Here is a 14,469-nt window from a genome sequence, read left to right as displayed (position 1 = left end):
CTTCATACCGCACTTGGCGCGCGAGCGCGGCCTTTCCCCAGCGCGGACAGCACCGCCAGCGTCGACGCGCGGTTGCCCACGGTGATCCGCGCGCCGCCGTCGGGGTAGCAGCGCACCCGCGGGCCGCCGCCGGCGAAGACCTCCTGCCACGGCCCACCCCTCGGGGGCAGGTACATGAAGTTCGCGTGCGCGTCGGTGGTGTAGACGCCCAGCGCGCTCAGCCGCATCCGGAGATAACAGCGCTCGGAGTTGATCATCCGGACCCGTTGCAGCAGTTGGCCTTCCGCGCCGTACGAGGCGGCGACCGCGACCAGACTGGTGATCGGGGCGCCGAACGGCGGTTGCTGGGACCACAGTCTGGCGGCCAGCTCCCGCGATGCCACCGCATATCCGACCCGCAGCCCCGCCAGGCCGTACGCCTTGGAGAAGGTCCGCACCACCACCACATTGGGAAAGCGGGCGAGCAACGCCGACACGGCGATGCGATGCTCGGGCGCGGTGAACTCGATGTACGCCTCGTCGAGCAGGACGGCGGTGTCGCGCGGCACGCGCCGCAGGAACGCCGAAACGGCAGCCGCGGACTCCAGCGTTCCGGTGGGGTTGTGCGGGCGGCACAGCGCCACCACCCGGGCGTCGGCGGCGGCGCGGGCCAGGCCATCGAGGTCGTTGTGACCGTGCTCGTCCAGGGGGACCGTCCGCGGCCGCAGCCGCGCCATCCGCGCCAGGATCGGGTAACCGTCGAAGGTGGGTGCCGACATCGCGATCGTGTCGCCCGGGGCGGTCAGCGCGTGCAGGGCCTGCTGCACGACACCCGTCGCGCCGGCGCCCGGCACCACCTGCTCGGCGGGCACCCCGATGTGGTCGGCGATCACGGCGCGCAGCCGCTCGGGCAGGAATTCCGGGTAGCGGTGCGCCGCCTGCACCGACCGCATCAGCGCCGATCGGACCTCCGGTAGCGGCGGGAACGGATTCTCGTTGAGCGACAACGCAAGCGGATCCACCGCGGCCGGTAACGGACCGCAGCTGTCGTCGGGGGCCGGGCTTGGGGCGGCCTGCATCAGCCCCGGCCCCCCCAGCGCACGGCCGCCGCACCGGCGAAGTCGCCGGCGTGCGCGAAGGCGGCCATCATGACGACGTCCCCGGCCGCGAGCTGCCCCTCGGAGATCGCGCGGTCCAGGTTGACCGGGATGCCGGCACCGAACAGGTTGCCGCACTCGTCAAAGGTGTCTCGATGCCGTTCGGGGGGCAACTCGAGCGCCTCACGCCAATTGCGCAGGAACACGCGGTTCGGCTGGTTGGTGACCAGCAGGTCGATCTCCTTGGCGGGCAGCCCGATTCGGTCGCACACAGCCAGCGCCACCTCGGGAACCTGGCGATTGCCGCGGGCCAGTACCTTGGTGATCTTGCTCTCGGTGAAGCCGATGCTGCCCTCGCCGGGGCCGGCCTGCCACCACTTGCGGGGCGGGTCGTAGGACAGGGTCATCTCACCGGCGTACTCGCCGTAGGTTCGGCACTCGACGTCGAGGATGGGTGATCGATCGCTTACCGTGACCAGGCCCACGGCCGCCCCGTCGCCGGGCACCGCGGACTGTGCCTTGCGGCGAATGGTCGGCTGATCGAAGAACTGCCCCGCCGCGTTCTGCGCGATGGCGATAAGTGCGGTGTGCCCCGCGCCGGAGGTGAGTAGTTTGCGAGCCACGTTGAGCGCCAACACGAACGCCGCACAGCCGCCGTTGTTCAGGTCCAGCACCCAGGACGGCCGCATGCCCAGCCGGTGCGCGATGCCGCCGCCCTGGCCGTAGAAGGCCATGTCCGGTACCTGGGTGTGGGTGATGAGCACGTCGGCGCCTTCGACCACGTCGTGGCCGTGCCGCTCGATCAGGCCCTGCGCGGCGCGCTCGATCATGTCGATCGAACTCTCGTCCGGCGCGACGTGATGCCGCAACTTCGGGGCGCGGAACATGACGTTCTCGCGAAGGGCGTCGGATTCGGCGAATTGTGCGTAGTAGTCGGCGCCGATCGGCTCGCCGGGCAGATAGGTGGACACGTCGATCAGGCTGACGCTCATGGTGTTACCTCATCCATTTCGGCGTCACCGGCAGGCCGTTGCGGTGGCGGTATTCGGCGATGGCCTTGAGATTCTGCAACTCCAGCGCGTGCCCGGCGCCGAACATGTCCCAGAAGTCGCCCACCCACACCGGGCGCTGTGCCGGCGCGGTCTCCGGGTAGGGGTTGCGGTCGTAGAACGGGTGGTGGCAATTGGTCCACAGCACAACCGATCCCGGCTTGTCCAGGACGACCTGCGCATCGATGACGCGCATCAGGTACACCATCCACAGGTGCTTGCCCTGATCCCACGCGCAGTGGTAGTCGACGGTCCGCGCCTGGGCGTTGGCGACGGTGCGCGTGTAGATCTCGGTCTCCGAACCCAGCCGGTCGTAGGCCAGCCACAGGCCGGGCTCGTCGGTGGTCGTGAAGCCGCGCAGGCTGTAGGTCCACTCCTCGAGGCTGCGGGTATCCGACATGTACTCGTAGAGCTCGTCGGGCGGGCACGCCACGTAATCGTTGACCGTGCAGTACTGGCCGAAGACCTGGTCGTGCGGGTACACCGACCGCATCATCTCCATGATGATCGGGGTCGCCTGCTCCCGCGGGCTGGTCTCGATGCGGACCACGCCGTCGATGGGGGTGGGAATATCCTCAAGCGCTGGCAGCGACATCGGCCCGGTTCTCCTTTACGGTCGAAACCTGTTCTGCAACCACCGCGTTGCTGGGCAGCGCGGCGAGAAATGGTGCGAACGGCGGCATTTCGTCGGCGGCGCACTCGACGCTGACCACAGCCGGGCCCGCAACTTCCAGCGCCACCCGAATCGCCGCGGCGAATTGTGCGGGTTCGCTGACATCTACCGATGTCAGCCCGGGAAACATGGCCGCCAGGCCGCTTCCCAGCGCGCTCGGCCGGAAACGGTTGTAGCTGTAGCGGTCGCCGTAGAACAGCTGCTCGCGGGTCACGCACATGGCGTGGGCGTTGTTGTTGAACAGGACGAACGTCACGGGAAGCTGGTATTGCACCGCCGTGTGCACCTCCAGGCCGTGCATGAAGAACGCGCCGTCGCCCGCGATCACCACGGTGCGTCCGCCGGCCCGACCGCCGTTCGCACGGCCGAACGCCATCCCGATCCCGGCCCCGAAGCTGTAACCCATGCCGCCCATGCCCAGCGCGGCCACGAACCTGCCGCCGCGCCGCGCCGGGAGGTAGTGGATGGCGGCGGCACCGGTGTTGCCGGCGTCGACCACGATGTCGACCGCGTCGGGAAGGGTCCGGTCCAGCACCGCCATGGCGTCGCGGTAACGCACGCCCGGGCCGGGGCAGGCCGGCGGCGTCAGCTCGGTGCGCCGCACCACGTCCGGCACGCGCAGGCCGTTCGGGCGGCCGTGACCGCGCAGCGCCTGGGTCAGCAGGCGCAGCGAGCCGCGCAGGTCGTCGGTGTGCACGTGGGTGCAGCGCGGATGGGGCCGCGCCGACCCGATCGACAGGGTTCGCACGCCGGCCAGGGCGTCGTCCAGGCCGCCGCGCGCGGTGACCGTCAGCCGGGTGCCGACGATCAGGCACACGGAACTGGCGGCCACGGCATCGGCCACGCTGGGGTGGCCCATCACGCCGGTCACCCCGAGCGCCGACGACGACCCGAATCCCGGCGTGCCGGCCACGTCCTTGGCGTCGGGGACGGTGGCCACCCGGGCGCGCAGCAGCGCGCGCAGGTGCTCGAGCTCGGCCCGGGCGTCGTCGCGGGCCACCTGCTCGCCGGCGATGATCGTGACCTGACCGGTGGCCCGGCGCAGTTCCGCGGCGATGACCTGCGGGTTGCCGATCGGCGCGCCGAGGTCGGCCGGACGCTCGGCGCCATCCTCGACGGGCACGTGGGCCTGCTGAATGTCCTTGGGCAGCAACAACACCGCGGGGCCGCCGGTGCGCGCGGCGGAGACCGCCCGGGGCAGCGCCGACACGATATCGGCCGGCGCGAGCACCCGCTCGCACGACACCGACACCGCCGAGAACAGCGCCTGGGCATCCAGGGCGCCGTTGCGCCCGCTGGTGTCCTGGAAGCTGCCCCGGCCGTCCATCGTGGTGGGGGCCTGGCCGACCAGGGCCAGCACGGGAACCCGGCTGGCGAACGACTCGCCCAGGCCGGCGACGAGGTTCAGCGCTCCCCCACCGGACGTCGACGCCACCACGCCGAGGCCGGCGCCGCTGCGGCTGTACCCGTCGGCCATGGTGGCCGCCGAGAACTCGTGCTTGGCCAGCACCGCGGTCACCTCGGGCCGGTAGTGCGCGGCGTCGTAGAGGTCCTCGATGTTGGCGCCGTCGACACCGAAGATGTGGTCCACCCCGAGCGCCGCCAGTTGGCCGACGACGTGATCGACCACCCGGTAGTTGCCGAACATGTCTTCAGACACGAACCGGGTTCTTGATCGGTTCACCCCGGCGCGTGAACCGTCTGCGGGCGGCGATCGTGGTGCCTAGATGACCATCGAGCTGCTGGACGTGGTGCGCGAGTACCGGGTCGGCGGTCAAGCGGTGCGGGCGATCGACGGGATCAGCCTGCGCCTCGCGGGGGGCGAGTTCGTGTCGGTGGTCGGGCCCTCCGGCGCCGGTAAGAGCACCTTGTTGCATCTGCTCGGCGCGCTCGACTCCCCGGATTCGGGCTCGATCACGTTCGACGGCGAGGAGATCGGCCGCCTGGGCGACGAACAGCAGTCGCGATTCCGCCACCACCGGATCGGTTTCATCTTTCAGTTCTTCAACCTGTTGCCGACGCTGTCGGCCTGGGAGAACGTCGCGGTGCCCAAGCTGCTCGACGGTGTCCGGCTGGGCAGGGCCAAGCCCCAGGCGATCCGGTTGCTCGACCGCGTCGGGTTGGGCAACCGCATCGAGCACCGGCCGGCGGAACTGTCCGGCGGCCAGATGCAGCGGGTCGCGGTGGCGCGGGCGTTGATGATGGATCCGCCGCTGATCCTCGCCGACGAGCCCACCGGCAACCTCGACTCGACGACGGGCGCCGCAATCCTGGAGCTGCTCGCCGAGGTGGCACACGAGGACGGCCAAGGGCGGCTGGTGGTGATGGTGACCCACAACGCCGACGCCGCGGCGGCGACCGATCGGGTGATCACGCTGCAGGACGGACGGGTCGGGTCCGACGTGCCGGCGGTCCCCGCGTGATGATCACGGCGGCCGCGAGCCGACTGCGGGTATTCAGCCTGCGTGAACTCGCCGTGCATCGCCGCCGCACGTTCGCGTCGGTCGCCGTAATGGCCGTGTCCGCAACCTATCTGGTCGCGATCTTCGGCATCTTCGGATCGATCACCGGATCGGTCAACCGGCTGGCCGACGGGATCGCCGGTGTGGCCGCACTCGAGGTCTCGGGCAGCACCGACGCCGGGTTTCCCGACACGATACTGGCCGACGTGGCCGCGGTGCCCGGAGTCGCCACGGCGGCGCCGATGATCCGGACCTCCGCGACCACGCCGACCGGTCCGGTGCTGCTGCTCGGCGCGGATGCGAGCACCGCCGCGCTGGGCGGTGCCCTGAAGGACGCGGTCGCACGGCCGGTGCAGGCGCTGTCCTCGGCGCCCGACGGGGTCCAGGTCGGGCCACGGGTCGGCTACACGAAAGGCCAGACGCTGCAACTGGGTTCGGGCTCGGTCAGGGTCAGCGAGGTGCTCGCGGGCAAGCAGTTCGCCGATCTCAACGGCGGGCATTACGTCCTCGCACCGCTCGCCCTGGCGCAGAGCGTCAGCGGCCGCCCCGGTCAGCTCGACTCGATACTGATCGCCACCAGGCCGGGCGCCGATGTGGCCGCCGTGCGCGCCGCGGTCACCGCGGCGGTGAACGGTCGCGCCCTGGTCGCCGCCCCGAGCGTTCGGGCCGCCCGCGCCGGCGACGGCGTCAAGCTGATGAACTACATGGCCCTGCTGGGGGCGGCGGTCGCGTTGGTGGTCGGAGCGTTCCTGATCTACACCACGATGACCATGGCGATCACCGCGCGCCGGCCGGTGATTTCCATGCTGCGTGCGATCGGCGGCCGGCGCGTGACGATCGTCGGCGACATGATCGGGGAGGCGGCGACCCTCGGCCTCATCGGCGGCGCCATCGGTTCGGGGCTCGGAATCGTGGCCGGGCACATCGCGATTCGCCGATTGCCCCCGGCGATGACCCAGGGGCTCGAGGCCAGGGTCGAGTATTGGCTGCCGGGCTACGCCATTCCGCTGGCCCTCGCGGCCACGGCGCTCACCAGCGTGGTCGCTTCCGCGATGGCCGCGCGCCAGGTGTACAAGGTCGCGCCGATCGAGGCGCTGGCGCCCGTCGGGGCGTCGGCGGCGGACGTCGTGCCGCGATGGCTGCGTGGCGTCGCCGGGGCCGGCGCCGTCGCCGTGTTCGCCGCGTCGATCTGGATCGTCATCGGCCAGCGCGGCACCCTCGCGTTCGCCGCGATGGCCGCTCTGCTGAGCGCCGAGATCGCGCTCGGCTTCGCGCTCAGCGCCGCCCTCGTCAAGGCAACGGCCGCCACGGCCCGCTCGTTCGGATCGGTCGGGGCGCTCGCGGCGGCCACGGTCGAGCGCGCACCGCGGCGGGTGTGGGCGACGGTGATGACCGTGTGCATCGGTGTGGTCACCACCGTGGTGATCACCGGCACCAACGCCGACATGATCCGCTCGGCCCGCGGCATGTTGTCCCCCGTCGCCGACGCCGCCGTGTGGGTGAGCGCGGATCCCCCCGACAGCTACCCCACCGATCCTCTGCCGCAAGGCCTTTCGGAGCGGGTCGCCGCAGTCCCCGGGGTCGCGCGGGTGACCGAGGGGGCATTCGGGTTCGCCGTCGTCGGGGGCACCCGCGTCCTGCTCGACGGCTTCTCCGGTGGCACCCATGATGCGCTCTTCCGCGCGCTCGACGAACGCCTGCGCGCCGACGTGCTCGCGGGCCGGGGCGTGGTGCTCACCCAGAATCTCGGTGCGACGCTGCATGTCCGCGCCGGCAACCGGCTGCAGTTGCAGACACCGCACGGCCCGCGCGAGGCCGCCGTGCTGGCCCTGGTGCCGTTCTTCTCGACCGTCATCGGCACCGTGGGTATCGATCTCGACCACCTGCGGGCGTGGTTCGACCGCCCGGCCGCGACGACGTTGCAGATCACCGCCGCACCCGGGACGGATCCGAAGCGGCTGCTGTCGGACGTCCGCCGGGTGGTGCCGGCGCCGAACCAGGTGTACGACGGCCGCGCGGCGCTGGCCGGGCTTGAGGCCCCGCTGCATCAGAGCATGTTCATCGCCAACGCCGTGTGGGTCATCGTCGTCGCGGTGGCCGCCGTCGCGCTGCTCAACACGCTGACCCTCTCGGTGACCGAACGCCGCCGCGAGATCGGCGTGCTTCGGGCCATGGGGTCCAGCCGCCGGTTCACCCTGCGGACCGTCCTGGCCGAGGCGGCTGGAATCGGTTTGGTGGGCGGCCTTTTGGGGCTGTTGTTCGGCCTGACCGACCAGTGGCTGTTCAGCCTGATCAGCGGGGACATCATGAATTTTCCGGTCGGCTTCCGCCTGAGCCCGATGGCCCTGGCCTTCACCGCGGGTGCGCTGACGATCTGCTTGCTCGGCTCGCTGCCACCGGCGCGGCGGGCGGCCCGGCTCAACATCATCGAGGCCGTCAGCGTGGACTGAGCGTGGCGAACCCCTGCAGATGGGGCTTGCAGGGGAAGGGGACCGGCGTGCGCGGGATGGTGTGCAGCGCGGTGGTGTCGAACCCGGCCGCGGCGATGGAATCCAGGGTCCGCCGGTTCGGCTCGCATCCGGCGGCCAGCCACGACCACGGCTTCGCGACCAGGTCCTGGAAGCGGCCGGTCGTGCCGTCCCCCCGCACATGCTCGAGGACGACGAGCCTTCCGCCGGGGGTGAGCACGCGGCGGATCTCACCCAGCGTGGCGGCCACGTCGTCGACCGAGCACAACACCAGACCGATGTGCACCGAGTCGAAGCTGTTGTCCGGGAAGGGGATCGACTCACCGGTCCCCTCCACGATGTCGACGGCGACGCCGTGGCGACCGGCGAGCCGGGACGCCATCCGCCGGAACGGCGCCTCCGGCTCCACGGCGGCGACCGACGTCACCGCCGCGGGCAGGAACCTCAGGTCGGTTCCCGGCCCGAGGCCGAGCATCAACAGCCGGCCGGTCGCGTTGCTCAGCGCCGCGCGCCGGTACCGGTGATAGAACAACCGGTCGAAGACCGGCTGGCCGAACCGATATACATAGGGGAACAACGGATTACGACGAGTCACCGGCCGCCCAGGTCCATCCGGAACGGCGGGTATTCGTCGCGCATCAGGGAAACGTACACGGCCACCCGATACCGCCAGCGGACGATGCCCAGCAAGAGATCGGACATGCCCCCCGGGATGGTCCCGGTGCACAACAGCGTCACCGCGGTGACCACGCACAGCAGCTGCAGCAGCGGCTCCATCGACCAGCAGAGCAGGACCTGCGGGATGGCCAGCAGCCATTTCACCAGCACGGCCCAGTTCTTCAGCCGCTCCGGATAGTCGACCTGCAGATCGCCCGGATAGTCCGGCCGCGACGAGAGCGTGAACGGCGGGTACCTGTCCGTGCTGTTCATCGGGAACCGGAAATTCATCACCCGCCACGACCAGCGCAGCACGCCGACGTTGAAGTCGAAGATCGGCCGCGGGTACCGCCCGGTGAACAGGATGGCGACGCCCGCGACGATTGTCGACAGCGGGTAGATCAGGTACAGCCCGATCAGGATCGGGTAGTGCGGCACCGCCAGCACGCACCACTTCACCAGCCAAAGCCAGCGTGACGGGGCGTCGAAATCGCCTCGCACCCTGACGGATTCGTCGTTCATGAGCTGGATCGGCTGGTCGTCGCCGCCCCCATCTCCCGGTCGATTTCCGCGGAAATCCGGCGGTGGCTCGTCCACAACAGAAACATCGTAAGCGCGCGGGCCTGCAGCCGGTCCGGGATCAGCGCGGCCGGCCGCAACACGATCTCACCGTGCGATACCGGCAGCGATGCGACCCGCGACACGGCCATCACCCTGCGCCGCCGGGTCCTCTCATACCTGCGCAGCGCACTCGATACGCCCGCGCCGGTCGCCCGATCCGAGAGGGCCTTGCACAGCACCATGGTGTCGAGCAGGGCCTGGTTGGTCCCCTGCGCCAAGGTCGGCGGCATCGTGTGCGCGGCGTCGCCGAGCAACGTGATCGGGCCGCGCCCCGCGGGCGGCATCGGATGCCGGAAATGCGGGTACGGCGAGGGCGCAAGGTCGTCGTCGGTCAGCGCCGCCAACACCCGATCGACGGCGTCGGACCACCCGGTGAAATGGGAACGGATCGTCTCGATCGGACGGTGCGGCCGCACGAACTCGTGCGACCACGGCAGGTCGAACCACCACTGCACGTCGGAACCCCCGGCCGGCCACAGGCCCAGGTTCCCCCGCTCGCCGACGACCATGAGCGCGGTGTCCCTGTCCGGGATCTCCGCGAGGCTGATCAGCCCCTGCCAACTGCACCAGCCGGTGGGCTTGGCCGCCCGGCCGCCGACGGCGTCGCGGACCATCGAGTGCAGGCCGTCGGCGCCGATCACCACGTCACCCTCGACCGAGCCGCCGTCGCCGAACTCGACCCGGACGCCGCCGTGCGTGCCGGCCAACGCCACCGCCCGGCAGTCGCAGCGGACGCGGTCGGCCGGAAAGCCGTCCAGCAACCGCTCCAGCAGCACCCGGCGCGGAACCATCCGGACGGGTCCGCCCAGCCGGTCGGCCAACGCGGTCACGTCCAGCGTGGCCAGCGGGCGGCCCGTGGACGTCACGGCCCGCACGGTGGACAGCAGCTGACCGGCCCCGTCCATGTCGACGCCCAGCTGACGGAGCACCGTATCGCCGTTGGACCAGATCGTCACCGCACCGCCGGGCGCCCGGAGCTCGGGCCGCCGCTCGAAGACCGTGACGTCGTGCCCGTCCCGCAGCAATCCCCGGGCCACCGAGATGCCGCCCACACCGGCGCCCACCACCAGCACCCGAAGGGAGCGCCCGTGGCCAGACACGTCAGGGCCTTACATCGAGCGCTGCAGCAGGACTTGGCCGCTGTCGGCGGCGACCACCTGCACGGCGGCGATCTGGTCGACCGGCGTCGAGATGCTGCCCGCGGGCGTCGCGGTGTGCCCCGGCACGGCCACCCAGGTCGCCAGCCGCGTCTGGCTGCCGTCGCGACCCACCACGACCATCGCCAGCGTGTCGTGGTGCGCGTTCAACGGCGCCAGGCACACACACCGCAGGTTGATCGCTGTGCCCCAGTGCTGGCTGGACAGCTCCACCGAGGAGGTCAGCAGCGTCGTGCCCACCTGCGCCATCGGCTCCGCGGAGGCGGCCACCTGCTGCGACGAGGTCGACGAATAGCCCTGCACGCCGACGAACACACCGATCGCCAGCACCACGGCCGCGGCCGACGAGGCAACCCACGTCACGATGCGCGTGCGACGCCGGCGCCAGCTCACCTTGGCCAGCAACGACGTCAACAGCTCCGGCGACATCTCCGGTGTCGCCGCCAACGATTGCGCCGGGTCGTTCATCGCGGCGACTTCCTCGCGGCTCAGCTGCGAGAGCAGGGCCGGCACACCGCTCAGGTCGGCGACGGCCTCCCGGCAGGCCCGGCAGTGCGCCAGGTGCGCCTCGAATTCGCGACGCTCGGCGGCCGACAACGAGCCCAACACGTATGCGGCGTCCCACATCACGTAAGGGTCGTCGGGCGGGCCGATCCCCCGTAGCGGCGCCTTCATGTCATCCATTTCCTCTTCACCCTTCAAGCTTTCGGAGCCCCTCAGCGGGTGACTCCAAGTTCCTGCAGAGTGAGCCGCAACGCCCGCACGGCGTAGTGTAATCGCGACTTCACCGTTCCCTCGGCAATGCCGAGGTCCGCAGCAATCTGTGCGGTCGTCCATCCGCGGTAGTAGGACCGCTCGATCACGGCCCGGTGCTCCACGGACAGCTGCGCCATCGCGTCGGCGATCAGCAGCTTGTCCAGCGCGGCGTTCACCTCGTCGGGCGTCGACCGCTCGGGTGCGCCGGCCTCGTCGGTCGAGGCGACGATGTTGCGGAAACGGGCGCTGCGCCGGTCGTCGATGATCATGTTGCGCGCGACCGTGAACAGCCACGCCCGCGCCGAGCGCTCGGTGTCCCCGACGACCTCCGGGTGCTGCCAGGCTCGCAACAACGTCTCCTGGACCACGTCCTCGGACATGCTCGCGTCGCCGGTCAACCGGAGCGCGTAACGCCACAAAACCGCTGCGTGCTCGTCGTAGAGCGCCTTCATCAGGGCGGCTTCGGCAGCTTCCGACGCCCCACGAGTGCCTGCCACACGAGCCACTCCATCACCTCCGACTACTGAAACGAGTCGAATGGCGGCTCGGTTCAATCGCCGCGACCCGCCGCACCCCGGCTCCGCCGCGCTTGCGATCGCGACCCGGTTCAATCGCCGCGACCCGCCGCGCCCGGCTCCGCCGCGCTTGCGATCGCGACCCGGTTCAAACGGCGCGACCCGCCGCGCCCGGCTCCGCCGCGCTTGCGATCGCGACCCGCCGACCCGCCGGTTTAGGCCAGCGTCAGGATGCGCGGACCGGCGTCGGTGACGGCCACGGTGTGTTCCCAGTGTGCCGCACGGGAGCCGTCGGAGGTGGTGACGGTCCACTCGTCGTCGAGCACCACGGTCTTGCCCGTCCCCAGCGTCAGCATCGGTTCGATCGCCAACACCGACCCCGGCGCCAGCAGCGGGCCGCGCCCCGGCGAGCCCTCATTGGGCAGGAACGGGTCCATGTGCATGTGCCGGCCGATGCCGTGGCCGCCGTAGCCCTCCACGATGCCGAACGCGAGCCCGTGCCGGCCCTCGGCCGCGCGCGTGCCCGTTTCGATGGCGTGCGAGACATCGGTCAGCCGGTTGCCGGGCACCATCGCCGCGATCCCGGCCTCCAGCGATTCCCTGGTCGCGTCGCAGAGCGCCTGGTCGGCCGCGTCGAGGGTCCCGACGCCGAATGTGATCGCGGCGTCGCCGTGCCAGCCGTCCAGCACCGCGCCGCAGTCGATGGACACCAGGTCACCCGGCGCCAAAATCTCTCCGGCCGACGGGATCCCGTGCACCACCCGCTCGTTCACCGAGGCGCAGATCGAGGCGGGGTAACCGTGATAGCCGAGGAACGAGGGGATCGCGCCCGCCTCCCGGATCACCGACTCGGCGATCTGGTCGAGGCCCAGGGTCGACACGCCGGGAACCGCGGCCCCCCGCACCGCCTGCAGCGCCGCCGCGACCACCGCCCCCGCCGCCGCCATCGCGTCGAGTTCGTCGGGGGTGCGCTGCGGCACGATCTTGCGACTCCGCAGCCGGGCCAGCGGGCGCACGATTACTTGCCCAGCGCTTGCAGGGCGCGGGCGAACACCTCGTCCATGGTGCCGACGGCGTCGACCGTCTTGAGTTCGTCGCGGTAGTACTCCAGCAGCGGCGCGGTCTCGTCGCGGTAGACCTTCATCCGGTTCAGGATGACGTCGTCGGTGTCGTCCGCGCGGCCGCGGGCCTTGAGCCGTTCCAGCAGCTCGTCCTCCGAGACGCGGAACTCGAGCACCGCGTCGATGTCAGCGCCCCGGCGTTCGAGCATCCGGTGCAGCGCCTTGGCCTGCTCCGTCGACCGGGGATACCCGTCCAGGACGAAGCCGCCACCAGCGTCGGAATCGCTGAGGCGGTCGTCAACGAGCTGGTTGGTCAGCTCGGAGGGCACCAGATCACCGGCGTCCAGGTAGCGCTTGGCCTCCAGGCCGAGCTTGGTGCCGTTCTCGATGTTGCTGCGGAAGAGCTCACCGGTGGAAATGTGCGGGATCCCGAGCTTTTCGGAGAGCTTCTGGGCCTGCGTTCCCTTGCCCGCCCCCGGCGGCCCGAGCAAAACGACTCTCACTTCAGGAACCCTTCATAGTTGCGCTGCATCAGCTGGCTTTCGATCTGCTTGACCGTATCCAAACCGACACCAATCATGATCAAAACCGCGGTACCGCCGAACGGCAAATTCTGAACCGCTCCGCCATTGCCTATCTGCAGGAACAAGTTGGGCAGCACCGAGATCGCGCCGAGGTAGATCGAGCCCGGCAGGGTGATACGGCTCAGCACATAGCGCAGGTAATCGGCGGTGGGCTTGCCCGGGCGAATGCCGGGAATGAAGCCGCCGAACTTCTTCATCTCGTCGGCACGTTCGTCGGGGTTGAACGTGATCGACACGTAGAAGTACGTGAAGAAGATGATCAGCCCGAAGTAGATGCTGATGTAGATCGGATCGCTCGGATCGGACAGGTAACTGCCGACGAACTTGTCCCACCAGCTGTTGCCCACGCCGCCGCTGCCGCTGCGGATCAACTGCGTGATCAGGTGCGGGATGTAGATGAGCGACGACGCGAAGATCACCGGGATGACGCCGGCCTGGTTGACCTTCAGTGGCAGGTAGGTCGACGTTCCGCCGTACATGCGCCGGCCCACCATGCGCTTGGCGTATTGCACGGGGATCCGGCGCTGGCCCTGCTCGACGAACACCACGCCGACGATGATGACCAGGGCGGCGACGCAGACGGCGGCGAAGATCGCCCCGCCGCGGCTGTCCAGGATGGTCTTGCCCTCGGACGGGATGCGCGCCGCGATGCCCACGAAGATCAGCAGCGACATGCCGTTGCCGATGCCGCGCTCGGTGATCAGCTCACCCATCCACATCACCAGCGCCGCGCCGGCCGTCATCACCATCACGATGACGACCAGCGTGAAGATGCTCTGGTCGGCGATGATGTCCAGCGAGCAACCCTGCAGCAGCCCGCCGTTGGCCGCCAGCGCCACGATGCTGGTCGCCTGCAGGATGGCCAGCGCGATCGCCAGGTAGCGGGTGTACTGCGTCATCTTGGCCTGGCCGGACTGGCCCTCCTTGCGCAGTTCCTCGAACCGCGGGATGACCACCGTGAGCAGCTGCACGATGATGCTGGCGGTGATGTAGGGCATCACCCCCACCGCGAACACCGTCAGTTTCAGCAGCGCACCGCCGGAGAACAGGTTGATCAGCGAATAGATCTGGCCGGCCGCGCCACCGCTGGCCTCCTTGATGCACTGCTGGACGTTCGGGAAATTGACGCCCGGGGACGGCAAAGCGGCGCCCAGCCGATAGAGAACGACGATGCCCAGCGTGAAGAGGATCTTCCGTCTCAGGTCGACTGTCCGCAGCGATGAGATGAAAGCCGAAAGCACTCTTCCTCCTGCGCAGCCGGGGGGTCTCCTGCATTCCGCGCCCAACACCCGCAGGCCAGGACGTACGGCCGCTTTATCTAAAGCGCGTAAAACCGTGTACGAGACTAACAGCTGGATTGGGTGACGCCGTCCACGGCCGTCGGCGACCG

14 protein-coding genes are annotated in these 14,469 nt (G+C 70.0%); 2 read left to right on the top strand and 12 right to left on the bottom strand.

From position 1 onward, the window contains the following. Nucleotides 1–2: 2 nt before the first annotated feature. The 4 genes from A5691_RS05315 to A5691_RS05300 are packed head-to-tail and all read right to left on the bottom strand — an operon-like array spanning nucleotide 3 to nucleotide 4,446. Complete coding sequence (locus A5691_RS05315) at nucleotides 3–1,058, bottom strand: histidinol-phosphate transaminase (RefSeq protein WP_067754371.1); 1,056 nt, start codon at nucleotides 1,056–1,058, stop codon at nucleotides 3–5. Beyond that, complete coding sequence (locus A5691_RS05310; RefSeq protein WP_067785580.1) at nucleotides 1,058–2,068, bottom strand: 3-oxoacyl-ACP synthase III family protein; 1,011 nt, start codon at nucleotides 2,066–2,068, stop codon at nucleotides 1,058–1,060. The genes A5691_RS05315 and A5691_RS05310 overlap by 1 nt, the downstream gene beginning before the upstream one ends. A gap of 4 nt (nucleotides 2,069–2,072) precedes the next feature. Next, nucleotides 2,073–2,720 (bottom strand): hypothetical protein, encoded by a 648-nt coding sequence (locus tag A5691_RS05305; RefSeq protein ID WP_067754365.1) that lies wholly within the window; start codon nucleotides 2,718–2,720, stop codon nucleotides 2,073–2,075. Then, the gene (locus A5691_RS05300) at nucleotides 2,701–4,446 is read right to left on the bottom strand and encodes a thiamine pyrophosphate-binding protein (RefSeq protein ID WP_067785577.1); all 1,746 of its coding nucleotides are present in this window, start codon (nucleotides 4,444–4,446) and stop codon (nucleotides 2,701–2,703) included. The genes A5691_RS05305 and A5691_RS05300 overlap by 20 nt, the downstream gene beginning before the upstream one ends. A gap of 79 nt (nucleotides 4,447–4,525) precedes the next feature. On the opposite strand from A5691_RS05300, the gene A5691_RS05295 reads away from it, so the two are divergent. Next, nucleotides 4,526–5,221, top strand: a complete 696-nt coding sequence (locus A5691_RS05295) for an ABC transporter ATP-binding protein (RefSeq protein WP_067785574.1) — start codon at nucleotides 4,526–4,528, stop codon at nucleotides 5,219–5,221. Further along, on the top strand, nucleotides 5,221–7,710 hold the full coding sequence (locus A5691_RS05290; protein WP_068017813.1) for an ABC transporter permease: 2,490 nt from the start codon (nucleotides 5,221–5,223) through the stop codon (nucleotides 7,708–7,710). Before A5691_RS05295 ends, A5691_RS05290 begins: the two co-directional genes overlap by 1 nt. On the opposite strand, the gene A5691_RS05285 is transcribed toward A5691_RS05290, so the two are convergent. From A5691_RS05285 to secY, 8 genes are all read right to left on the bottom strand, one after another. Then, nucleotides 7,697–8,323, bottom strand: a complete 627-nt coding sequence (locus A5691_RS05285) for a class I SAM-dependent methyltransferase (protein ID WP_067754354.1) — start codon at nucleotides 8,321–8,323, stop codon at nucleotides 7,697–7,699. The two genes, A5691_RS05290 and A5691_RS05285, sit on opposite strands and share 14 nt — an antisense overlap. Then, on the bottom strand, nucleotides 8,320–8,886 hold the full coding sequence (locus A5691_RS05280) for a DUF4389 domain-containing protein (protein ID WP_067778934.1): 567 nt from the start codon (nucleotides 8,884–8,886) through the stop codon (nucleotides 8,320–8,322). Before A5691_RS05280 ends, A5691_RS05285 begins: the two co-directional genes overlap by 4 nt. 17 nt (nucleotides 8,887–8,903) lie before the next feature. Next, complete coding sequence (locus A5691_RS05275) at nucleotides 8,904–10,106, bottom strand: NAD(P)/FAD-dependent oxidoreductase (protein ID WP_067778925.1); 1,203 nt, start codon at nucleotides 10,104–10,106, stop codon at nucleotides 8,904–8,906. A 9-nt stretch (nucleotides 10,107–10,115) separates the two neighbouring features. Then, complete coding sequence (locus tag A5691_RS05270) at nucleotides 10,116–10,847, bottom strand: anti-sigma factor (protein WP_067778923.1); 732 nt, start codon at nucleotides 10,845–10,847, stop codon at nucleotides 10,116–10,118. Nucleotides 10,848–10,879: 32 nt separating this feature from the next. Further along, on the bottom strand, nucleotides 10,880–11,425 hold the full coding sequence (locus A5691_RS05265) for a sigma-70 family RNA polymerase sigma factor (RefSeq protein WP_082950148.1): 546 nt from the start codon (nucleotides 11,423–11,425) through the stop codon (nucleotides 10,880–10,882). Between the two features lie 224 nt (nucleotides 11,426–11,649). After that, nucleotides 11,650–12,450, bottom strand: coding sequence for a type I methionyl aminopeptidase (gene map / locus A5691_RS05260; protein WP_067754341.1), 801 nt, complete (start codon nucleotides 12,448–12,450; stop codon nucleotides 11,650–11,652). Between the two features lie 2 nt (nucleotides 12,451–12,452). Then, nucleotides 12,453–12,998: an adenylate kinase gene (locus A5691_RS05255; RefSeq protein WP_067778917.1), complete on the bottom strand. Its 546-nt coding sequence runs from the start codon at nucleotides 12,996–12,998 to the stop codon at nucleotides 12,453–12,455. Continuing rightward, a complete protein-coding gene (secY, locus tag A5691_RS05250) occupies nucleotides 12,995–14,320 on the bottom strand; it encodes a preprotein translocase subunit SecY (protein ID WP_055405236.1) in 1,326 nt (441 codons plus the stop codon). The genes A5691_RS05255 and secY overlap by 4 nt, the downstream gene beginning before the upstream one ends. Nucleotides 14,321–14,469 lie beyond the last annotated feature (149 nt).

The sequence above is a fragment of the Mycobacterium sp. E183 genome, assembly GCF_001667735.1.
GTDB lineage: Bacteria > Actinomycetota > Actinomycetes > Mycobacteriales > Mycobacteriaceae > Mycobacterium.
The sequence above is the reverse complement of the archived record's forward strand: the minus strand, read 5'-3'. Positions and strand labels throughout refer to the sequence as shown.

Excerpts from the sequence above, each read along its gene's own strand:
- A5691_RS05315 (WP_067754371.1), bottom strand. The coding sequence starts at position 1,058 with ATGCAGGCCGCCCCAAGCCCGGCCCCCGACGACAGCTGCGGTCCGTTA.
- A5691_RS05310 (WP_067785580.1), bottom strand. The coding sequence starts at position 2,068 with ATGAGCGTCAGCCTGATCGACGTGTCCACCTATCTGCCCGGCGAGCCG.
- A5691_RS05305 (WP_067754365.1), bottom strand. The coding sequence starts at position 2,720 with ATGTCGCTGCCAGCGCTTGAGGATATTCCCACCCCCATCGACGGCGTG.
- A5691_RS05300 (WP_067785577.1), bottom strand. The coding sequence starts at position 4,446 with ATGTTCGGCAACTACCGGGTGGTCGATCACGTCGTCGGCCAACTGGCG.
- A5691_RS05295 (WP_067785574.1), top strand. The coding sequence starts at position 4,526 with ATGACCATCGAGCTGCTGGACGTGGTGCGCGAGTACCGGGTCGGCGGT.
- A5691_RS05290 (WP_068017813.1), top strand. The coding sequence starts at position 5,221 with ATGATCACGGCGGCCGCGAGCCGACTGCGGGTATTCAGCCTGCGTGAA.
- A5691_RS05270 (WP_067778923.1), bottom strand. The coding sequence starts at position 10,847 with ATGGATGACATGAAGGCGCCGCTACGGGGGATCGGCCCGCCCGACGAC.